This is a genomic window from Nocardioides sp. S-1144 (genome assembly GCF_005954645.2).
GTDB classification, from domain to species: domain Bacteria; phylum Actinomycetota; class Actinomycetes; order Propionibacteriales; family Nocardioidaceae; genus Nocardioides; species Nocardioides dongxiaopingii.
This window is the reverse complement of the sequence record NZ_CP040695.2, coordinates 2,078,660-2,099,255: the sequence shown is the minus strand read 5'-3', so window position 1 is coordinate 2,099,255 and position 20,596 is coordinate 2,078,660. Positions and strand designations below refer to the sequence as shown.

The following is a 20,596-nucleotide window of genomic DNA, read 5'->3' as shown; positions in this document are numbered from 1 at the left end:
GGAAGATCAGGCACCGGTCACCTCGGTCAGGAGTCGTGGGAGGTCGGAGCCGCGGAACGCCGCCTCGGCCTTGTCGAGTCGTTCCTGACCCCAGGCCCGGAAGTCGAACCCGAGCGGGCTGGTCGCGGCTTGGATGAAGCCCCACAGCGACCAGCCGTACTCGCTGCAGAGCATCTGGAGCCGGACCCGCGCCAGGTCCGCGCGCGTCGGACCACCGACCGGTCGCAGGTAGGCCTCGACCCAGGCGTCGGTCTGGTCGCTGGTGAGGTCGCACTCGGTGGCGGTGTTGCCCAGCTCGAAGAACGCGTCGTTGTCGCCGGAGTACTCGTAGTCGATCAGCCACACCCGGGCACCGGAGTCGTCGGAGCCGTCGATGAAGTTGGCGGCGAGCAGGTCGTTGTTGCACGGCACGAGCGGGCCGGCGCCGACGGCGAGGGCGCGGCGGACGTCGCCCCAGGCGTCCTCGTGGTCGTCGTAGGTCGGCGGGAGGGCGAAGCCGCGCTCGCGCACGGTGGCCCGGTAGGTCGCCTGGCGCGCGAACATGTCGAACCGGCCGACGAACGGCGCCCCCGCGTGCAGCCGGCGGACGGCGTCCGCGGCGCGGGCCAGCACCCCCGGGTCGGCGAGGTCGGCGGACGCGAGCGTCCGGCCGCCGAGGTGGCCGATCACCAGCATGCCGAGGTCGGGTCGGTACTCGACGACCTCGGCACCGACCCCGGCCGCGCCGGCCGCTGCGGTGTTGGCGTGCTCGGCGTCGCGGTCGATGCCCAGCAGACCCGCGTCGCTCTGGGTGCAGCGCACGACGAGGTCGAGCGGGTCACCGGCGTCGGGGCCGTCGGTCGTGGTGACCCGGACGTTGTGGTTGGTCAGCCCGCCGGGCAGGTCGACGGCGCGCCAGGACCGCCCCGCCAGGCAGGCGAGGCGGTCCAGGTGCGCGACGTCGGCGGTCACTCAGCTGTCGAAGGCTTCCACGACGGCCTGGTCGATCGTCTTGACCGGGCCGGTGAACCACCGGCGCGCGGACACCAGCCACCAGATCGTCAGCAGGAGGAGCACCCCGACCAGCATCAACGGGGCGTAGTTGACGCTCGCCCAGGTGAACTCGTCGCGCCACGGCGCGCCGAACGGGGACGTCGGGAGCATCAGCATGAAGCCGACCACCACGATCTCGATCACGGCGACCAGGTTCATCCACTTGTACTTCTTGCCGTTGTTCCAGCTGCCGACCTCGAAGCTGTCGCCGGCGCGCCAGCGCAGGAAGATCGGGATGGCGAAGGAGAAGTAGAGGCCGATCACCGACACCGAGGTGACGGCGTAGAAGGCGGTCGGGATGCCGTTGACCGACTTCAGCGCCGGCAGCGTGATCAGGCCGCCGACCACGGCGGCGCAGATGACGGCGTTGGCCGGCGTCCGGCTGGCGTTGACCTTCGACCACAGGCGCGAGCCCGGGACGGCGCGGTCGCGGCTGAACGCGAACATCATCCGCGAGGTGGACGTCAGGCAGGCCGTCGCGCAGAACAGCTGGGCGCAGGCGGAGACGAACAGCAGGGTGCCGGCCCAGTTCGCCCCGAGGGAGGCGTCGAAGACGTAGGCCACGCCGCCCGCCGGGATGCCCGCGTAGTCCGGCTCGCCGTCGACCTGCGGGATCGCGAAGGTGACCGCGAGGAGCAGGACGTAGCCGCCGATCGCCGAGTAGAAGATCGAGCGCCAGATGGCCTTGGCCGCGGTCTTCGCGGCGCCCTGGGTCTCCTCCGAGAGATGGACCGAGGCGTCGAAGCCGGTGATCGTGTACTGGGTCAGGATGAAGCCGAACGGGATGATCACGAACCAGAAGACCGAGGTGCTGGTCGACCCGTCGGACCAGCCGGAGCCGTTGTAGGTGTCGGTGAAGACCTGGGAGACGGTGAGGTGCTGGTCCGGGACGAAGAGCAGGACGCCGATGAGGAACGCGGCGCCGGCGACGTGCCACCACACCGAGATGTTGTTGATCAGCGCCAGCAGGTGGCTGGAGAAGATGTTGACCACGGTGATCAGGGCCAGGATGACCATGAAGATCAGGAAGACCCGGTTGAGCGAGAAGGCGTCGAAGAGGCCCCACTCGAGGAACGTCAGCTCGAAGAACGTGGCGCAGCCGTAGGCGACCGACGCGGTCACCGCGATCAGGCCGATCAGGTTCAGCCAGCCGGTGAAGAAGCCGGCGCCGGGGCCGCCCATCTTGGAGGCCCAGTAGTAGATCCCGCCCGAGGTGGGCATCGCCGAGACGAGCTCCGACATCGTGAACCCGATGATCAGGATCATGATCGAGATGATCGGCCAGGACCACGAGATCGAGACCGGCCCACCGTTCGCGATGCCGGCACCGTAGGTCGTCAGGCAGCCGGCCAGGATCGAGATGATCGAGAAGGAGATGGCGAAGTTGGAGAATCCGGACCAGGTCCGGCTGAGCTCCTGCTTGTACCCGAGTCTCGCGAGGTGCGCTTCGTCGTCGTTGTGAATCGTGTCGGTCATGGAGAACCTTCCAGGGACGATCGTGCGTTCGTGAACCGGAACCTAGACCCGGGTCTCGGAGGCTGTAAACAGTCGCGCGTAAAATTGGTATGAACTCAGACCATTGCGCTCTGCTGGCCAGGTGCTTGAATACCGCTCATGGACGCCGCCGCCGGTATCGGACCCCTCGGGCGAGGACTGCCCGACGCGGTCCTGCGACCGGTGCGGGGGCACCACGCGTTCGAGGCGTGCGTGGAGCAGCTCGCCACCGCGATCCGGCTCGGGGTCTACCCGCTCGGCTCGACGCTGCCGCCCGAGCGCGAGCTCGCCGAGCGGCTCGGAGTGTCGCGGGCGACGCTGCGCGAGGCGATGGCCGCGCTGCGCCAGGCCGGCCTGGTCGAGACGACCCGTGGCCGCGGCGGCGGCACCGTCGTCACGCTGAAGCCGCGGACGCCGTCGGCGCGCAAGGCGCTGCGCACGAGCGCCGCGACCCGCGCCGACTGGCTCGACTCGCTCGCCTACCGCCGCGTCGTCGAGCCCGGGGCGGCCGCGCTGGCCGCCGAGCAGGACCTGTCGGCGGCGCAGGTCGCCCAGCTCGAGGCGGCGCACGAGGCGGTGGCGTCGTCCGGGCGACCGGCCCCGCACCGGCAGGCCGACTCGCGCTTTCACCTGACCGTGGCGGCGCTGTCCGGGTCGCCGCGGATGGTCGAGGCCGTCACCTCGGTCCAGTCGACCCTGCACGAGATGCTGCTGGCGATCCCGGTCCTCGACGCCAACATCGCCCACTCCGACCGCCAGCACGCCGCCGTCGTCCGCGCGATCCTCGCCGGCCGTCCCGACCATGCCCGCCGGGCCATGGAGCACCACTGCGACGACACGGCCGCGCTGCTGCGCGGCCTGGTCGGATAGGAGCACCGATGAGTCTGCGCAACGAGCGACACCTCTCGATGGGCGACCTCGTCGGCCGCATCGAGGCCGGCGAGATCGACACCGTGGTCGTCGCCTTCACCGACATGCAGGGCCGGCTGCAGGGCAAGCGCCTGCACGGGCGCTACTTCGTCGAGCACGTCGTCGGGCACGGCACCGAGGGCTGCAACTACCTGCTCGCCGTCGACGTCGACATGAACACCGTCGAGGGCTACGCGATCTCCTCCTGGGAGCGCGGGTACGGCGACATGGAGTTCGTGCTCGACGAGCGCACCATCCGGGTGCTCACCCACCTGCCGGCGACCGCGATGGTGCAGTGCGACCTGGTCTGGCCCGACCACTCCCCCGTGGTGCAGTCGCCGCGCTCGATCCTCGCCGCCCAGCTCGACCGCTGCGCCGAGCGTGACTGGACCGCCCTGGCCGGCACCGAGCTGGAGTTCATCGCCTTCGAGGACACCTACGAGGCGGCGGCCCGGGCCAACTGGCACGAGCTGACGCCGGTCAACCAGTACAACGTCGACTACTCGATCCTCGGCACCAGCCGCGTGGAGCCGCTGCTCCGCGCCATCCGCAACCACATGTACGACGCCGGCCTCGACGTCGAGGGCGCCAAGGGTGAGTGCAACTTCGGCCAGCACGAGATCGGCTTCCTGTACGCCGACGCCCTGACGACCGCCGACAACCACGTCGTCTACAAGAACGCCGCCAAGGAGATCGCCGCCCAGCAGGGCCGGTCGCTGACCTTCATGGCCAAGTACGACCAGCGCGAGGGCAGCTCGTGCCACATCCACCTCTCGCTGCGCGGCACCGACGGATCGCTGGTGTTCTGGGACGAGGAGGGCGGCGCCCGCACGCCGCTCTACGACCACTTCGTCGCCGGCGTCCTGGCCACCGTGCGCGACTTCACGCTGCTCTACGCCCCCAACATCAACTCCTACAAGCGCTTCGCCGACGGCTCCTTCGCCCCGACCGCGATCGCCTGGGGCCTCGACAACCGCACCTGCGCCGTCCGGCTGGTCGGGCGCGGCGCGGGCGCGCGGATGGAGAACCGGGTGCCCGGCGCCGACGTCAACCCCTACCTCGCCACCGCGGCCATGCTGGCCGGCGGCCTGCACGGCATCGAGCAGGAGCTGGCGCTCGGCGACGAGCTCGTCGGCAACGCCTACACCTCCGACGCGCCGCGGGTGCCCAGCACGATGGCCGAGGCCCGCGAGGCGTTCGCGACGTCGGACGTCGCGCGGGCCGCGTTCGGCGACGCCGTCGTCGAGCACTACGTGAACATGGCCGACGTCGAGCTGGCGGCCTACCAGGCGACGGTGACCGACTGGGAGCGGCGCCGCGGATTCGAGAGGCTCTGATGACGTCCACCTTCACCCTGGTCGACCCGTCGACCGGCGCACCGTTCGACGAGGTCGAGCTGGCCGACGAGGCCGGCACCGACGCCGCGATCGAGCGCGCGCACGAGGCCTTCGCGCCGTGGCGGGACCTGGCCCCCGGCGAGCGGGCGAGGCTGCTGCGGCGCTTCGCCGCCGTGGTCGACGAGCACGTCGAGGAGCTCGCCGCGATCGAGGTCCGCAACGCCGGGCACACGTGGGGCAACGCCCGGTGGGAGGCCGGCAACGTCCGCGACTGCCTGAACTACTACGCCGGCGCCCCGGAGCGGCTGCACGGGCGGCAGATCCCGGTGGCCGGCGGCACCGACCTCACCTTCCGCGAGCCGTACGGCGTGGTCGGGATCATCGTGCCCTGGAACTTCCCGATGCCGATCGCCGCCTGGGGCTTCGCGCCGGCCCTGGCCGCCGGCAACACCGTCGTCCTGAAGCCGGCCGAGGTGACGCCGCTGACCGCGCTGCGCCTCGCCGAGCTCGCCCTCGAGGCCGGGCTGCCCGAGGGCGTCCTGACCGTCGTCCCGGGCGCCGGCCCCGTCGTCGGACAGCGCCTGGTCACCCACCCGCTGGTGCGCAAGGTCTGCTTCACCGGCTCGACCGCGGTCGGCAAGCAGGTGATGGCCGGCTGCGCCGAGCAGGTCAAGAACGTCACCCTCGAGCTCGGCGGCAAGAGCAGCAACATCATCTTCGCCGACGCCGACCTCGCCGCCGCGGCCGCCGCTGCTCCCGGGGCGGTCTTCGACAACGCCGGGCAGGACTGCTGCGCCCGCTCGCGCCTGCTGGTCGAGCGGTCGGCCTACGACGAGTTCGTGGGCCTGCTGGAGCCCGCCGTCCGCGCGGTCAAGGTGCTCGACCCCTCCGACGAGGCCTCCGAGATGGGCCCGCTGATCACCGGGCGCCAGCGCGACCGCGTCGCCGGCTTCCTCGACGAGGTCGAGGTCGCCTTCGCCGGCACCACGCCGGGTGGCGACGGGTTCTGGGTGCCGCCCACCGTCGTCGCGGTCGAGGATCCGGCGGCACGGATCTGGCGCGAGGAGGTCTTCGGGCCGGTCGTCGCCGTGATGCCCTTCGACGACGAGGAGCACGCGGTCGCCCTCGCCAACGACACCGACTACGGCCTGTCCGGGTCGATCTACACCCGCGACCTCGGCCGCGGCCTGCGCGTGGCGCGCGCCGTCGAGGCCGGCAACCTCAGCGTCAACTCCCACTCCTCGGTGCGCTACTGGACGCCGTTCGGCGGCTACAAGCAGTCCGGCATCGGCCGCGAGCTCGGCCCGGACGCCGCGCACGCGTTCACCGAGGAGAAGAACGTCTTCATCGCCCACTGACCCGTCATCCGGGCCACCCGCACACCGAGCCCGGAGATCAAGCCCGGAGATCAAGCCCGGAGATCGAGCAGCGAGGGTCAGCGAGCCTCGACGAGATCCCGGAACCAGAGAGGAACACCCCCATGGCAGGACGCATCCAGGACCGGGTCGCGGTCGTCACCGGCGGCTGCTCGGGCATCGGCCTGGCGACGGTGCAGCGCTTCGTCGAGGAGGGCGCGAAGGTCGTCGTCGGTGACATCGACGACCAGCGCGGCCACGAGCTCGTCGGCCAGCTCGGCGGCACCGACGTCGCCACGTACGTGCACGTCGACGTCACCGACAAGGAGCAGGTCGACGCGCTGTTCCGCACCGCGAAGGAGACCTACGGCTCCGTCGACATCGCCTTCAACAACGCCGGGATCAGCCCGCCCGAGGACGACTCGATCCTCGACACCGACCTCGAGGCGTGGCGGCGGGTGCAGGAGGTGAACCTGACCAGCGTCTACCTGTGCTGCAAGGCCGCGCTCCCCCACATGCTCGAGCAGGGCAGGGGCTCGATCATCAACACCGCCTCCTTCGTGGCCGTGATGGGCGCGGCGACGTCGCAGATCTCGTACTCGGCGTCCAAGGGCGGGGTGCTGTCGATGACGCGCGAGCTCGGCGTCCAGTTCGCGCGCCAGGGGGTGCGGGTCAACGCGCTGTGCCCCGGACCGGTGAACACCCCGCTGCTCCAGGAGCTCTTCGCCGCGGACGCCGAGCGGGCCGCCCGCCGTCTGGTGCACGTGCCGATGGGGCGCTTCGGCGAGCCGTCGGAGATGGCCGCCGCGGTGCTGTTCCTGGCCTCGGACGACTCGTCGTTCATGACGGCGAACACCTTCCTCGTCGACGGCGGCATCTCCGGCGCCTACGTCACGCCCATCTGAGCCGGGAGGCTGACGTGGTGCTCCCGGTGATCGGCCTGACCACCTACCGCGAGGTCGCCGCCTACGGCGTCTGGCAGCAGCGGGCCGACCTGCTGCCCAGCGAGTACGCCGGCGCGGTGACCGCGGTCGGCGGCGTCCCGCTCCTGCTCCCGCCGACCGACGTGGAGGGCGCGGCGGCGGCCGTGGTCGCCCGGCTCGACGGGCTGGTGATCAGCGGTGGTGCCGACGTCGACCCGTCCCGCTACGGCGCCGAGGCCCACCCGCGCACCGCCGGCTGGCGCCCCGACCGCGACGCGTGGGAGCTGGCGCTGCTCGGCGCCGCGGCCGACGTCGACCTGCCGGTGCTCGGGGTCTGCCGCGGGATGCAGGTGATGGCCGTGCACGCCGGCGGGCAGCTCGACCAGCACGTGCCCGACCTCGTCGACCACGAGTCGCACTCGCCCGGCGGGCCCGAGTACGGCTCGGTGCCGGTCGCGACCGTGCCCGGCTCACGGGTCGCCGGCCTCGTCGGCGAGCGGGTCGAGGTCAGCTGCCACCACCACCAGTCGGTCCGCACCCACCCGGGCTACCGGCCCGCCGCCCACGCCGCGGACGGCGTCCTCGAGGCGATCGAGGCGCCGGGCGACCGGTTCTGCGTCGGCGTCCAGTGGCACCCCGAGACCGCGGCCGACGTCGGGCTGCTCGCCGGCCTCGTGGCGGCGGCGTCACGGTCGCGACGGGCCGGGGCTACGCCTTCGGCGGACCGCTGAACCGGGCCGCGGACTCGCCCGACCCGGCCGCCTCGATCCGGTCCACCAGCACCGGCTTCATCGGCGGCAGGTCCTCGAGCGGCCACCAGCGGACGTCGACCGACTCGTCGTCGGCGACGTACGGCTCGCCCGAGAGCCAGGTGCAGGCGAAGGTGAGGTCGAGGTAGGAGGCGCGGTCGCCGTTGACGTGGACCACCTCGCCGGTGGCGCCGACCGAGGCGAGCCGGTCGACGCGGATCTCCACGCCGGTCTCCTCGAGCGCCTCGCGGGCGGCGGCGACGGCCGGCTCCTCGCCGGGGTCGATGATGCCGGTGACCGGGGACCAGGTGCCGTCGTCGGAGCGTCGCACCAGCAGGACGTCGTCGTCGCGGCGCACGACGGCGGTGACGGCGCACAGCCACAACGGGGCGTGCCCGACGTGACGGCGCAGCTCGAGGACGAACTCGGGGACGGGCACGTCGCGACGCTACGTCATCGGCCGCTTTACTAGGGGCGTGCACCCCGATCGATGCGTCGACGTCCTCGGCGAGCCCTGGACGGCCGAGACCATCGGCCTCGCCCCCGACGCCGAGGGACCGGTCGTCGCCACGCTGGTCAGCCGGCGGGCCGAGAACCCCAACGGCCGCGCGGTCCTCTACGTCCACGGGTTCGCCGACTACTTCTTCCAGACCGAGTACGCCGCGTGGTGGCTCGAGCGCGGCTACGACTTCTACGCCCTCGACCTGCGCAAGTACGGCCGCTCGATCCGTCCGCACCAGACCCCGACCTACGTCGACGACGTCCACACCTACTTCGCCGAGCTCGACCTGGCCTGGTGGCGGATCACCGAGCGCGACGGGCACGACGCGGTCGTGGTGTCGGCGCACTCGACGGGCGGGCTGATCACCCCGCTGTGGGCCGACTCGCGCCAGATGCCCGAGCTGGCCGGCATGGTGCTCAACTCCCCGTGGTTCGACCTGCAGGGCGCGCCCTGGATGCGCTCGCCGGTCACCAGCGCCGTCCTCGACCGGGTCGGGCAGCGGCAGCCGATGCGGGTGCTCGGCAAGGACGCCAACGGCATCTACGGCAGGAGCCTGCACCGCGAGCACGGCGGCGAGTGGGACTACGACCTCGAGTGGAAGCCGGTCCTGTCCTACCCGGTGCGCTTCGGCTGGCTGCGCGCGATCCGCCGCGCCCACGCCGAGCTGCACGCCGGCCTGTCGGTGCTCGCGCCCGTGCTGGTGCTCTCCTCGGCCGCCACCCTGCGGCCACCCGAGCTCGACGACGACGTCTACACCCACGACATCGTGCTCGACGTGCCCCAGATCCGGCGCTGGGCGACCTCGGTCGGCCCGCACGTGACGTACGCCGCGATCGACGGCGCCGTGCACGACGTCGTCCTGTCGCGGCCGCCGGTGCGCGCGATGGTCTACGACCAGCTCGAGCGCTGGGTCGGCGCGTACCTGACCTGAGCCCGGCGGGCGGGGCGGCTCACGCGAGCGGCTCGCCGTCGTAGCGCTCGAGGGTGACGAACTCCGCCACCGGCTGCCGCTTGAGGCGGGTGAGCTCCTTGACCGGCTTCCCGAGGGGGACGACGGCGGCCAGCGCGTAGCTCTCCGGGACCCCGAGGAGCTCCTTGACGGCGTCCTCCTCGACGACGGCCATCGTGGTGATGGTGCCGCCGAAGCCCTCGTGGCGCGCCGCCAGCAGGATGTTCCAGACGAGCGGGTAGACCGAGGCGCCGCTGATGACGCCGACGCGGTCGAGGTCCTGGTCCATCGAGGCGACGACGGCGAGGTCGACCAGCACGACCAGCACGGCACCCGCGGTGAGCACCGGCCTCGTGAAGCGCTCCGGGACGTCGGTCGCGGCGACCTCCTCGGGCGTCGGGCCCGGCGGGTGCACGCTGTTCCACGGGCTCTCCCCCGCCGCGACCTGGGCGACGTACCGCTTCGCCGCCGGCTCCTGGAGCGCGGCGAGCCGGCGTCGCGTCGCGGCGTCGCGGACGACGACGACGTGCGCGCCCTGCCGGTTCCCGCCCGACGGCGCGAAGCGCGCGTGGTCGAGGATCCGCAGCAGCACGTCGTCGGGCAACGGGTCGTCGGTGAACTCGCGCACCGCCGGGGTCGTCCGCATCACGTCGTAGAGGTCCACGCCCGGAACGCTACCCGCGCCGTTTCCCAGCGCACCCCGCGCCGGCCCGGCACACTGTGCCGGTGATCCGTCGCCTCGCGCTCCTGGCCGCCGCCCTCGTGGCGCTCGCCCCGCTGTCCGCCGTCCCCGCCCACGCCGACCGGTGGTCGGACAACGAGCCGGTCGGCGACGCCCGGACCGTCACCTTCGACCCCGAGCCCGAGCCGTGCGGCACCGTGACGCAGCGACCGAGCCCCGACGGCGACATCCGACGACTGGCCGTGCGCCACACCAAGACCGACCTCGTGCTCCGTCTCGACGTCGTCGGGCTTCCCCGACCCCGCAGCGTCTTCGCCGAGTTCACCGTCCGCACGTCGCGGCACGACTGGTTGGTCACCGTCGACTCGTTCGCCACCGGTGGCCCGGACGTCAGCATCGGCCGGGCGCCCGACCTCACCGACGTCGAGCCGGACGAGTGCGGCTACATCACCTACACCACCGGGGGATCTAGGTGCGCGGACACGGAGGCACGCATCGACCGCTCCGCCGGCACGGTGGTCGCCACGGTGCCCCGCCGCTGTCTCGGCAGGCCCGAGTGGGTCCGCGTGGGCGCCGACGTCCAGAACATCGCGGCGGACGGCAGCTACGACAGGTGGTCACCGCGCGGTGCCGACAACGGTGACTGGCGCACCCCCGTCTTCGGCCCGCGGGTGCGGGCGTCGCGCTGACCCATCCCCTAGTCTCGCGCACATGAACCCGGTCACCACCTTGTCCCTCGGCCGCATCGGTGTCGGCGTCGCCGCCCTCGTCCGGCCGGACGTCGTGTCCTCGACGATGGGCTCGGCGGCCGCGCCGACGTCCCGCCCGCTGCTGGCACAGTGGTTCGGCACGCGCGAGATCGCCCTCGGCACCGCGACCCTGCTCGCCTCCGGGTCGGCGCGCCGGACCCTGGTGCTGATCGGGATGGCCGTCGACGCCTCCGACGCCGCCACGGCCCACGCCGCCGTCGGCGAGGAGGAGGTCCCCCCCAACGTCGGGCTCGGCCTCGTCGGCGTCGCCGGCGTCGCGGTCCTCTCCGGTCTCCTCGGCCTGCGGGTCCGCACCCGGACCGCCGTCGAGGCGGTCTGACCGCCTCCCGCACGACCGGCCGGGAGGGCGCGGGTCGCCCGGTGGGTGGGGGTCGTCAGCCGGCGAGGATGGCGACGAAGGCGACCAGGCCGACCACCACGATGAGGGCGCGCAGCACGACCGGGGGCAGCCGCTTGCCGACCCGGGCGCCGAGCAGTCCTCCGACGACCGCGCCGCTCCCGATCAGGGCCACGACGAGCCAGTCGACGTCGGCGACGACCGCGAAGATGGTGCCGGCCACCCCGTTGACGGCGGCGGCCAGCACGTTCTTGACGGCGTTGCTGCGCTGCAACGACTGGGCGATGCCGATGCCGAGCACGCCCATCAGCAGCACGCCCTGGGCGGCGCCGAAGTAGCCGCCGTACACGCCGGTGAGCAGGACCGCCGGCCAGACCCACCAGTGGTCGCCCTGGGTCTCGACGCCGCTCGCCTCGGACCGCGCCCGGACCCACGCCGACAACCGCGGCTGGAAGAGCACCAGCACGACGCCGAGCAGGATGAGCACCGGCACGATCGTCTCGAAGGCGCCCTCGGGCAGCCGGAGCAGCAGCACCGCCCCGATCGCCCCGCCGAGCACCGAGGCACTCAGCAGCCGGACGACGCGCGCCCGCTGACCACCCAGCTCGTCGCGGTAGCCGATGGCGCCGGTGACCGAGCCGGGCACGAGGCCGATGTTGTTGGAGACGTTGGCCACGACCGGCGGGACGCCGAAGGCCAGCAGCGTCGGGAAGGTGATCAGGGTCCCGCTGCCGACGACGGAGTTGATCGTCCCCGCGGCCAGTCCGGCGAGGACGACCGCGACGCACTCGAACAGGCTCACCCGAGCGGGGTGGGCGGATCCTGGGGCTCGACGGCCGGGACGTTGGTCGGGTCGAGGGACGGGTCGGTCGTCTCGACCGGGGCGGGCTGCTCCGCCTCCGGGGGCCGGCCCGGGTGGGCGGCCACCTCGGCCTCGGCGATCGCGGCGGCGACCGCGGCGCTCGAGCTGGTCGAGCCGCCGTCCTCGGGCACCTGCGGCTCGGTGGGGCCCATGTCGACGCGCGTGAGCGGCCCGTCGACCTTCTTCGGGATGCCGGCGACCTCGTGGACGGCGGAGCCGAGGCCCTCGAGGGCCTTGGTGATCTCGGAGGGGATGACCCACACCTTGTTGGCATCGCCCTCGGCGATCTTCGGCATCATCTGCAGGTACTGGTAGGCCAGCAGCGACTGGTCGGGGCGACCGTCGTGGATGGCCTGGAAGACCGTCTGGATGGCCTGGCCCTCACCCTGGGCGCGCAGGATCTGCGACTCGCGGTCGGCCTGGGCCCGCAGGATCTGCGACTCGCGGTCGCCCTCGGCGTTGAGGATCGAGGACTGCTTCGCGCCCTCGGCGGTGAGGATGGCGGCCTGGCGCTGGCCCTCGGCGCTGAGGATGACCGCGCGCTTCTCGCGGTCGGCGCGCATCTGCTTCTCCATCGAGTCCTTGATCGACGGCGGCGGGTCGATGCCCTTGAGCTCGACCCGGTTGACCCGGATGCCCCACTTGCCGGTGGCCTCGTCGAGGACGCCGCGCAGCCCGGAGTTGATCGAGTCGCGGCTGGTGAGGGTCTCCTCGAGGTCCATGCCACCGACGATGTTGCGCAGCGTCGTCGTGGTGAGCTGCTCGACGGCCTGGATGTAGTCGGCGATCTCGTAGGTCGCGGCGATCGGGTCGGTGACCTGGAAGTAGATGACGGTGTCGATCGAGACGACGAGGTTGTCCTCGGTGATCACCGGCTGGGGCGGGAAGCTGACGACCTGCTCGCGCAGGTCGATCTGGTAGCGCACCTTGTCGATGAACGGCAGCACCGTGTTGAGCCCGGCGGGCAGGGTCTCCTTGTACTTGCCGAACCGCTCGACGATGCCGGCGCGGGCCTGCGGGATGATCTGGATCGTCTTGGCCAGCAGGACGACCACGAAGACCAGCACCAGTCCGAGGGCGATCAGGAACGCCATGTCAGTCACTCTCCTCGAGCGTGGGGATCGGGTGGACCAGGGCGGTCGCGCCCCGGATCTCGAAGACCTCGACCGTCTGGCCGGCAGCGATCGTGAGGGTCGGGTCGTACGGGGTGGCCGACCAGACGTCGCCGTCGATCCGCACGCGGCCCGGCTCGTTGGCCGTGATCGCGGCGGTGACGACGCCCTGGCGGCCGACGAGCTTGCCGTGGCCGAGACTCAGCTCGGGCCCGCTGTGCAGCCGCTTGACCACCGAGGGCCGCACCAGCGCCAGCATCGCGACGGAGGCGCCGCCGGCGACCAGCACCTGGGCGAGCACGGGTGCCCCGAGCAGCGCGGTGACCATCCCGGCCACCGCACCGACGGCCAGCATGATCAGCACCAGGTCGAGGCTCATCAGCTCGGCGACGCCGAGGAACACCGCGAGCGCGAGCCACGCGCTCCACAGGTTGTCTCCCAGCCACTCCATGACCCGATCCTAGGGGGGAGGTGGCGACGGTCAGCGGTGGCGCGGACGGCGTCGTGCCGCCCAGCGCTCGTCCTCGTGCTGGAGCAGCAGCGGCATGCCGAACGTCGCCGAGAGGTGGGCCTCGGTGAGGACCTCGTCGACCGGACCCTCGGCGACCACCGCGCCCTCGCGCAGCAGCAGCGCGTGGGTGAACCCGGGCGGGATCTCCTCCACGTGGTGGGAGACCAGCACGGTCGCCGGGGCGTCGGGGTCGTAGGCCAGGTTGGACAAGGTGGCGACCAGGTCCTCGCGCCCGCCGAGGTCGAGGCCGGCGGCGGGCTCGTCGAGCAGCAGCAGCTCGGGGTCGGTCATCAGGGCGCGCGCGACCAGCACCCGCTTGCGCTCGCCCTCGCTCAGGGTGCCGAAGGTGCGGTCGACCAGGTGGGCCACGCCGACCTCGCGCAGCAGCTGCAGGGCGCGGCCGTGGTCGAGCTCGTCGTACTCCTCGCGCCACCGGCCGACCACGCCGTACGCCGCCGACACGACCACGTCGCGCACGACCTCGTGCCGCGGGACCCGCTCGGACAGCGCCGCGCTGGTGAGCCCGATCCGGGGACGCAGCTCGAACACGTCGACGGTGCCGATCAGCTCGCCGAGCACGCCGACGGCGCCGTCGGTGGGGTGGACCTGGGCCGAGGCGACCTGGAGCAGGGTGGTCTTGCCCGCGCCGTTGGGGCCGAGGACGACCCAGCGTTCTCCCTCCCGCACGACCCAGGTCACGGCGTCGAGGAGGGTCGTGGTGCCCCGGCGCACCGTCACGTCGGCGAACTCGAGGACCGCAGCCATGCCGCCACCCTAGGCGGTCGGGATCGGTGGCTACGCTCGGCCTCCGTGAGCAGCACGACGACCGAGCCCCTCCCCGTGTCGGGACGCCTCGCCTGGTGGGGCACCGCCTGGGTCCGCGGGCACGTCGGACCCGACGACCTCCTCGACGGCGTGATCGCCGACGACGTCACCCACGTGGTCCTCGGCTCGGACGCCGGCCCCGGCCTGCTCGGCGCGCTGGCCGCGCTGCGGACGGACGGCGCGAGCGGCTTCGGCGCGACGTTCCCGGCCGAGGGCGACCTGGTCGGCCTCGGCGGACCGGTCGGGTTCAACGACGCGGTGCTGGAGGTCGGCGAGGGCGTCGTGGCCGTCGGCACCGAGTCGGGTCTCGTGCCCACCCGGGTGGGGCCGACCGTGGAGTGGCAGGTGCTGCCGGCACGCCGGCGTCAGCTGCCGGACGTCGGCGAGTCCGACCGCGAGCTGCGCTCGGTGCTGCCCTCGACCGCCGAGCGGCTCGCGGTCCTGGACGTCGCCCGCTGGCGGCCCGAGGTGGCCGACCGGCTGATGAACCTGCGCCACCGCCCCGCGATCGAGGCTCCTCCCGGCATCCCCGCGCGGTGCGTGGACCTGGCCGCGCGCGGGCTCCAGGCCCTCGGGATCGCCGAGCTGGCCCTCGAGGACGACGGCGGCGCGCTGACGGTGTGGGAGATGGACCAGCGCCGTGGCGCGCTCGCCCCGCTCGCCCGCGCCGGACGCCGCGCGCTCGTCGCCGCCTGCTCCCCCGAGGTCTGGCCGCCGGACTGACCCCGGGACCGCTCAAGCGCCCCAGACGCCGATCTCGTTGCCGGCCGGGTCGAGCAGGTGCAGGCGCCGTCCGCCCGGGAAGGCGTAGGGGCCCTCGACGACCTCTCCCCCGGCCGCCCGCACCGAGGCCGCGGTGGCGTCGAGGTCGGCCGACCACAGCAGCACGAGCGCGCCGCGCCGGCCGCGCGGCTCGGCCGGGTTGAGCCCGCCGATCTCGCCCTCGCCGCCGGGTCGCCGGATGCCGACGTAGTCGGGGCCGGGACCGTAGTCGTTGAACTCCCACCCGAAGGCCGCGCCGTAGAAGGCCTTGGCGGCGGCGAGGTCGGGGCAGTCGAGCTCGACGTAGTCGATCGAGTGGTGCTGCTGGGTCATCACGTGCTCCTGTCGGGTGGGGGTTGCTCGGACTCGGTCCAGACCTCCACGAGCTCGACGAGCGCGTCGCCCCCGACGGTGGCGAAGAGGGCCACGTGGAACGTCGAGGCGCCGTCGGTCACCCGGGCCCGGCCCGCCGCGCGGACGCCGTCGGTGACGACGTCCTCCAGCGTGACGCGCCAGGCCCCGGGGTAGTCGCGGGTGAGGGCGACGTGGCCGAGGGCGTCGAACCGCTCGCCGGTGTGCACCAGGAGCGAGGTGAAGTCGGGGGCGAGGCACCCGGCGAGGTCGTGCCAGTCGCGGGCGTCGAGCGCCGCGGCGTAGCGGCGCAGCACCGCCTCGGACCGCGGGCCGGGTGCGTGGGGATCCATGACGACAGCATGGACGCGACCACCGACAACCGGACGCCGGGCGATAGCCTCGCGCCTGATGAGCGCCCAGAAGGACCCCACCGACACCCTGCTCGTGACCCTCTCCGGCAAGGACCGGCCGGGCGTCACCTCGGCGGTCTTCGCGGCCCTGTCCGGCGCCGGCGTCGAGGTGATCGACGTCGAGCAGATCATCCTGCGGCGCCGCCTGATCCTCGGCGTGCTGGTGACCGCACCGCGGGAGTGGCGCAAGGTCGCGCGCGTCGTGGAGGACACCGCCGCGGCGCTCGGCATGCAGGTCGAGGTGGAGCGGGGCTCCGGCGACAACCGCTCCCGGGGCACGGGGCGCTCGCACGTCACGGTGATCGGCAGCCCCCTGCGCGCCTCCCAGATGGCCGCGATCGCCGGCCGGATCGCCGACAGCGGCGGCAACATCGACCGGATCGAGCGGATGGCGCGCTACCCCGTCACCGCGATCGACCTCGACGTCTCCGGCTCCGACCCCGAGACGCTCCGCTCGCTGCTCGCGCCCGAGGCCGCCCGTCAGGGCGTCGACGTCGCCGTGCAGCCGGCCAACCTGCTGCGCCGCGGCGTGCGGCTGATCGTGATGGACGTCGACAGCACGCTCATCCAGGGCGAGGTGATCGAGATGCTCGCCGCCCACGCCGGGCACGAGGAGGAGGTCGCCGGCGTCACCGAGGCCGCGATGCGCGGCGAGCTGGACTTCGAGGAGTCGCTGCGCGCCCGGGTCTCGCTGCTCGCCGGTCTCGACGTCGCGGTCCTCGACACCGTCTACGACGGCATCGTGGTGACCCCCGGGGTCCGCACGATGGTGCGCACGCTGCGTCGCCTCGGCTACCGCTTCGCGATCGTCAGCGGCGGATTCAGCCAGATCACCGACCGGCTCGCGGCCGACCTCGGCATCCACTTCGCCCGCGCCAACGAGCTCGAGATCCTCGACGGCCGGCTCACCGGCCGGATCGTCGGGCCGGTCGTCGACCGGGCCGGCAAGGCGGCGGCGCTGCGCGAGTTCGCCGAGAAGGTCGGCGTGCCGGTCGCCGCGACGATCGCGATCGGCGACGGCGCCAACGACCTCGACATGCTCAACGCCGCCGGTCTCGGCATCGCCTACAACGCGCGCCCGGTCGTGCAGCGCGCGGCCGACACGACCGTGAACGTGCCCTACCTCGACACGATCCTCTACCTGCTCGGCATCTCCCGCGAGGAGATCGAGGCCGCCGACGCCGAGGCCGGCATCGTCACGCCGGCCCCGCCGGTCTGACGTCGGCGCCGTCCTGCGCCGCGCCGTCGCGGCGTGAGCGGCGCAGCCGGGGCAGCACCAGGCCGACCGCCAGGGCCGCGAGGACGACCACGACGACCGCGACCACCGGGTCGGGGATCAGCGCGTCGCCGACGAGCCCGATGCCGCCGTACAGGCACGACCAGAGCAGGGCGGCGGCGACGTTGGCGCTGGCGAACCGCACCAGCGGGTAGCCGCCGAGCGCGGCGGCCAGCAGCACCGGGATCCGGCCGCCCGGGACCAGCCGCGACAGCAGCAGCGACCTGACCTCGTCGGCCTCCAGCCGGGCCCGCAGGTGCTGCAGGGTGCCGTCGGGGTCGTCGGCGCGCAGCCAGCCGACCCGGTGCGCCAGCGGCGCCCCGGCGGTCCGCAGCGCGGCGTAGGTGACGACGTCGCCGGCGTAGGCGCCCGCGCCGCCCACGAGGAGCACCAGCACGACCTCCCACGGGTGCTCGGCGCGGGCCAGGACGGCGGCCGCGCTCACCGCGGCGCCGGTCGGCACGACCGGGATGACGGCGCCGAACGCCACCACGCCGAACAGCGCGAGCAGGCCGGTCACGCCCAGGTCGCCGCTCACCCGAGCTCCACCCGCTCGCCGAAGCCCGGGGTCAGGGTGACCGCCGCGAGGCCCGTGTCCTGGGCGGCGCGGTGGAAGCGCTGGGGCGGCGTCACGAAGAGCCGGTCGTGGTTGCGCGGGTGCAGCCGGCGCAGGGCCAGCGGCCAGTAGGTGCCGTAGTGGACGGCGAGCGCCCAGCGCGCGCCGACCGCGGCCACCGCGGCGACGGCCTCCTCGGGGTCGAGGTGCTCCTCGCCCAGCGTCGGGCCCCACCCCCCGATCGGCACGGCGGCCAGGTCGACCGGGGCGACGTCGGCGAAGTCGGCGCGGACGCCGGTGTCGCCGGGGTACCAGACGCTCGTCGTCTGGTCGGTGAAGCGGAAGCCGAGGGCCGGCACCGCCTGCGCCCGACGCGGGAGGTTGTCGCGGCGCCCGTCGTGGGTCGCCGGGAGCACGTCGATCGAGACCCCGGCCACCACGACGGAGTCCCCCGGGGCGACCTCGACGAGCTCGCGGGAGTGCAGCCCCTTCACCGCGGCCGGTGCGCCCCGCGGCACGACGAGGGGCACCTCGGGCGCGAACCGGGCCAGCGAGGGCAGGTGCAGGTGGTCGTGGTGCAGGTGCGAGACGAGGACGACGTCCGCGCGGCTGGCCGCCTCGGGCGGCTCGGGCACGGCGCGACGCAGGTGGTACAGCCGGCGCGTCATGAGCGGGTCGGTGGCGACCGACGCGGTGGGGAGGTCGATCGTCATCGACGAGTGGCCCCACCACGTGACGCCGGCGATCCCCCCGGCGCGCGGTTCGCGGGTCATCGCGCGGCCTCCAGGTCGGGGACGGCGGCCTCGTCGGAGCGGCGCAGGCCGAGCTCGACCAGCCGGCGCACCAGCAGCCGGTGCACGTCGCCGCCCCCGAGCGGGCCGTCGGGGACCGTCCAGCCGGCCGGGTGCACCAGCAGCGCCTCGGTCTGCCAACCGCCGAGCCCGCCGTGCGAGCCGACGAGCTCCTCGAAGGCGGCCACCTCGCCGAGCTGGGGGTCGTAGCGACCGAGCACCACGACGTCACCGACGTGGTGGCGGGCGTCGAGCGCGAGCAGGTCGGCCGCGGCCAGCGGCCCGTACGGCGCCAGCGGGTCCGCGCCCCACGCGCCGGCGTCCGACCCGCCGAGCACCCGGCGCCCGGCGGCGTTCTCGACCACCACGGCGCCGCCGCGGCTGCGGGTGAGGACCACGCCGACGTGCGTGAGCGCGCAGAGGCCCGGCAGCAGCGTGGGCAGCGCCTCCTCGACCTCCTCGCGGTGCAGCCGGCCGGGCAACCCGGTCAGGTAGAGGTGGGCGATGCTGCCCGAGGCGACGACCTGCACCGGCGACCCCGCGGCCGGGGCGGGTGCCGGCCGGCGCCGGGCCAGGACGCGGTGCGGGCGCAGGGCGCCGTGGGTCGGCGTCCCGGACGCGGCGAGCAGGTTGGCCGGGCCCATCACCTCGGCGGGGGCCTCCTGCGCGTCGACCTCGAGGTCGACGATCTCGCCCACCGCCTGGGCCAGCGTGCGCCCCTCGAGCTGGAGGAAGGTGCTGCCCTGGGTCTGGCCGTGGTCGGAGACGACGGCGATCTCGTAGTCGCGGCCGACCTCGCGGGCGAGGTCGGCGAAGAACTCGAGGGCGCGGTCGAGGCTCTCGAAGGTGCGCATCGACTCGGGGCGGGTCGGGCCGGCGTGGTGCGCCACCTCGTCGTAGTCGACGAAGTCGACGTAGACGACCGGGGTGCCGCGAGCCATCTGCTCGGCGACGATCGCGACGCTGAGGTCCTTCAGGACCACGGTCGTCAGGCCCCGGAGGAAGACGAACGAGCCGCCGCGGTGCACCCGCGGGACGACGTTGCGGTGGCGCTGGCGCCGGCCCTGGTACCACTCGGTGACGACCTGGCCCGCGAACAGCACGACCGAGCGGACGAACCCGGAGCGCGACGCCGCGAACTGGGCCGCGCCCGGCTCGCTGCCGGGCAGCCGGGCGTCGCTCATGGTCAGCGCCCGGAACGGGGCGTCACCGGAGAAGAGGTTGGCCACGCTCGCTCCCCCGTCGGCGAGCAGCCCGCGACCGGTGGTGAAGTCGGACTCGGCCACCGCGGCGTCGGCCGGCCGGCTGCACTCCAGCACCCGCCCGCGCTCCTTGTCGTACCAGCGGAACGCCGGGATCGCGTGCTCCTCGCCGTGCAGGAGCACGGCCTGGCCGGCCGGCGTCGTCGACGGGACGCCGGTGTGCCAGCCGCGCAGCACGTGGCTGCCGGAGCGCAGGGTGCGGGTCACGAACGGGATCGCGCCGGCGGCGGCGGCCTGCCGCAGCAGCGGCTCGGCGACGCCGTCGAGCTGGACGACCAGCAGCCCGGGGCCGCTGACGTCGCTCCGGCGCGCCGTCCGGACCGCCCGGCCGAGCACCTGCGCGAGGTAGACCTCCTCGCTGGAGGCGTCGACGACCCAGTTGAGGACGGCGGCCACGACCGCCACGCCCCAGGCGGCCACCACCAGCTCGGGGAAGTCGATCGGCTCGATGGAGGGCACCAGCGCCAGCGCGACGCCGAGCACCACGCTCTGCGCCAGGAACCCGACCAGCAGCAGCCCGAGGACGCCGGTGATCACGGTCAGGCGGGTCAGGATCGGGCGCAGCAGGGCGCCGACGAGCAGCACCACGAGCACGAGGGTGGCGACCGAGCGGGTGCCGTGCTCGGGCACCTGCTGGCCCGGCACCAGCCACAGCGTCACCGCGACGGCGAGGAAGGACACCACGAACGAGCGCAGCACGGCGCGCAGCCAGCGCAGCGACGGGCGCCAGTGGGCGACCTCCCGGCCCGCGAGGGCGGCGCGCCTGCTGAGGGAGCCCCGGCCGGTCACCGGATGATCCTAGGCACGCGCGAACCGGCCGCGCGCCCGGCATGCTG

22 protein-coding genes and 1 pseudogene are annotated in these 20,596 nt (G+C 73.6%); 10 read left to right on the top strand and 13 right to left on the bottom strand.

From position 1 onward, the window contains the following. Positions 1–6: 6 nt before the first annotated feature. Together FE634_RS09900 and FE634_RS09895 are read right to left on the bottom strand one after the other, a co-directional pair. Entirely contained in the window at positions 7–951 is a 945-nt protein-coding gene (locus FE634_RS09900; RefSeq protein WP_138875776.1) for a phosphotransferase, read from the bottom strand. Beyond that, positions 952–2,508, bottom strand: coding sequence for an amino acid permease (locus tag FE634_RS09895; protein WP_138875775.1), 1,557 nt, complete (start codon positions 2,506–2,508; stop codon positions 952–954). Between the two features lie 138 nt (positions 2,509–2,646). On the opposite strand from FE634_RS09895, the gene FE634_RS09890 reads away from it, so the two are divergent. The 5 genes from FE634_RS09890 to FE634_RS09870 all read left to right on the top strand — a co-directional run bounded on the left by FE634_RS09890 (position 2,647) and on the right by FE634_RS09870 (position 7,781). Next, a complete protein-coding gene (locus FE634_RS09890; RefSeq protein WP_137291902.1) occupies positions 2,647–3,396 on the top strand; it encodes a FadR/GntR family transcriptional regulator in 750 nt (249 codons plus the stop codon). 8 nt (positions 3,397–3,404) lie between these two features. Further along, complete coding sequence (locus FE634_RS09885; protein WP_137291903.1) at positions 3,405–4,772, top strand: glutamine synthetase family protein; 1,368 nt, start codon at positions 3,405–3,407, stop codon at positions 4,770–4,772. After that, complete coding sequence (locus FE634_RS09880; protein WP_137291904.1) at positions 4,772–6,130, top strand: aldehyde dehydrogenase family protein; 1,359 nt, start codon at positions 4,772–4,774, stop codon at positions 6,128–6,130. The genes FE634_RS09885 and FE634_RS09880 overlap by 1 nt, the downstream gene beginning before the upstream one ends. A gap of 122 nt (positions 6,131–6,252) precedes the next feature. After that, on the top strand, positions 6,253–7,032 hold the full coding sequence (locus FE634_RS09875; RefSeq protein ID WP_137291905.1) for a 3-oxoacyl-ACP reductase: 780 nt from the start codon (positions 6,253–6,255) through the stop codon (positions 7,030–7,032). Between the two features lie 17 nt (positions 7,033–7,049). Next, the gene (locus tag FE634_RS09870; RefSeq protein ID WP_262347641.1) at positions 7,050–7,781 is read left to right on the top strand and encodes a gamma-glutamyl-gamma-aminobutyrate hydrolase family protein; all 732 of its coding nucleotides are present in this window, start codon (positions 7,050–7,052) and stop codon (positions 7,779–7,781) included. Here the strand turns inward: FE634_RS09870 and FE634_RS09865 are convergent. After that, positions 7,759–8,238: an NUDIX hydrolase gene (locus FE634_RS09865; protein ID WP_137291907.1), complete on the bottom strand. Its 480-nt coding sequence runs from the start codon at positions 8,236–8,238 to the stop codon at positions 7,759–7,761. The two genes, FE634_RS09870 and FE634_RS09865, sit on opposite strands and share 23 nt — an antisense overlap. A gap of 37 nt (positions 8,239–8,275) precedes the next feature. Between FE634_RS09865 and FE634_RS09860 the strand changes: the two genes are divergently transcribed. Next, positions 8,276–9,232, top strand: a complete 957-nt coding sequence (locus tag FE634_RS09860) for an alpha/beta hydrolase (RefSeq protein ID WP_138875774.1) — start codon at positions 8,276–8,278, stop codon at positions 9,230–9,232. Positions 9,233–9,251: 19 nt separating this feature from the next. Here FE634_RS09860 and FE634_RS09855 read toward each other — a convergent pair whose 3' ends face one another. Continuing rightward, on the bottom strand, positions 9,252–9,914 hold the full coding sequence (locus FE634_RS09855; protein WP_187366871.1) for a nitroreductase family protein: 663 nt from the start codon (positions 9,912–9,914) through the stop codon (positions 9,252–9,254). A 62-nt stretch (positions 9,915–9,976) separates the two neighbouring features. On the opposite strand from FE634_RS09855, the gene FE634_RS09850 reads away from it, so the two are divergent. Continuing rightward, positions 9,977–10,621, top strand: a complete 645-nt coding sequence (locus FE634_RS09850) for a hypothetical protein (RefSeq protein WP_138875773.1) — start codon at positions 9,977–9,979, stop codon at positions 10,619–10,621. Positions 10,622–10,643: 22 nt separating this feature from the next. After that, positions 10,644–11,021 (top strand): hypothetical protein, encoded by a 378-nt coding sequence (locus FE634_RS09845; protein ID WP_138875772.1) that lies wholly within the window; start codon positions 10,644–10,646, stop codon positions 11,019–11,021. Positions 11,022–11,076: 55 nt separating this feature from the next. Here FE634_RS09845 and FE634_RS09840 read toward each other — a convergent pair whose 3' ends face one another. From FE634_RS09840 to FE634_RS09825, 4 genes and pseudogenes are all read right to left on the bottom strand, one after another. Next, on the bottom strand, positions 11,077–11,841 hold the full coding sequence (locus FE634_RS09840) for a sulfite exporter TauE/SafE family protein (RefSeq protein WP_137291911.1): 765 nt from the start codon (positions 11,839–11,841) through the stop codon (positions 11,077–11,079). After that, positions 11,838–12,995: an SPFH domain-containing protein gene (locus FE634_RS09835; RefSeq protein ID WP_148240550.1), complete on the bottom strand. Its 1,158-nt coding sequence runs from the start codon at positions 12,993–12,995 to the stop codon at positions 11,838–11,840. Before FE634_RS09835 ends, FE634_RS09840 begins: the two co-directional genes overlap by 4 nt. Position 12,996: 1 nt before the next feature. Further along, on the bottom strand, positions 12,997–13,464 hold the full coding sequence (locus FE634_RS09830; protein ID WP_148240549.1) for an NfeD family protein: 468 nt from the start codon (positions 13,462–13,464) through the stop codon (positions 12,997–12,999). A gap of 300 nt (positions 13,465–13,764) precedes the next feature. Beyond that, a pseudogene (locus tag FE634_RS09825) lies at positions 13,765–14,289 on the bottom strand (ABC transporter ATP-binding protein); the annotation flags it as partial. 45 nt (positions 14,290–14,334) lie between these two features. Between FE634_RS09825 and FE634_RS09820 the strand changes: the two are divergent. After that, positions 14,335–15,072, top strand: a complete 738-nt coding sequence (locus FE634_RS09820) for a hypothetical protein (RefSeq protein ID WP_138875770.1) — start codon at positions 14,335–14,337, stop codon at positions 15,070–15,072. A gap of 12 nt (positions 15,073–15,084) precedes the next feature. Here FE634_RS09820 and FE634_RS09815 read toward each other — a convergent pair whose 3' ends face one another. After that, a complete protein-coding gene (locus FE634_RS09815) occupies positions 15,085–15,444 on the bottom strand; it encodes a VOC family protein (protein ID WP_138875769.1) in 360 nt (119 codons plus the stop codon). After that, positions 15,444–15,815 (bottom strand): nuclear transport factor 2 family protein, encoded by a 372-nt coding sequence (locus FE634_RS09810; RefSeq protein WP_138875768.1) that lies wholly within the window; start codon positions 15,813–15,815, stop codon positions 15,444–15,446. The genes FE634_RS09815 and FE634_RS09810 overlap by 1 nt, the downstream gene beginning before the upstream one ends. A 58-nt stretch (positions 15,816–15,873) precedes the next feature. Here FE634_RS09810 and serB point away from each other — a divergent pair, with 58 nt between their 5' ends. Continuing rightward, positions 15,874–17,094, top strand: a complete 1,221-nt coding sequence (gene serB, locus FE634_RS09805) for a phosphoserine phosphatase SerB (protein ID WP_148240548.1) — start codon at positions 15,874–15,876, stop codon at positions 17,092–17,094. Here serB and FE634_RS09800 read toward each other — a convergent pair. From FE634_RS09800 to FE634_RS09790, 3 genes are read right to left on the bottom strand one after another with little or no spacing between them, the layout of a single operon-like run. After that, a complete protein-coding gene (locus FE634_RS09800; RefSeq protein WP_138875767.1) occupies positions 17,072–17,689 on the bottom strand; it encodes a DedA family protein in 618 nt (205 codons plus the stop codon). The two genes, serB and FE634_RS09800, sit on opposite strands and share 23 nt — an antisense overlap. Continuing rightward, the gene (locus tag FE634_RS09795; RefSeq protein ID WP_138875766.1) at positions 17,686–18,480 is read right to left on the bottom strand and encodes an MBL fold metallo-hydrolase; all 795 of its coding nucleotides are present in this window, start codon (positions 18,478–18,480) and stop codon (positions 17,686–17,688) included. Before FE634_RS09795 ends, FE634_RS09800 begins: the two co-directional genes overlap by 4 nt. Next, on the bottom strand, positions 18,477–20,549 hold the full coding sequence (locus FE634_RS09790) for an alkaline phosphatase family protein (protein ID WP_148240547.1): 2,073 nt from the start codon (positions 20,547–20,549) through the stop codon (positions 18,477–18,479). Before FE634_RS09790 ends, FE634_RS09795 begins: the two co-directional genes overlap by 4 nt. Between the last annotated feature and the right edge of the window lie 47 nt (positions 20,550–20,596).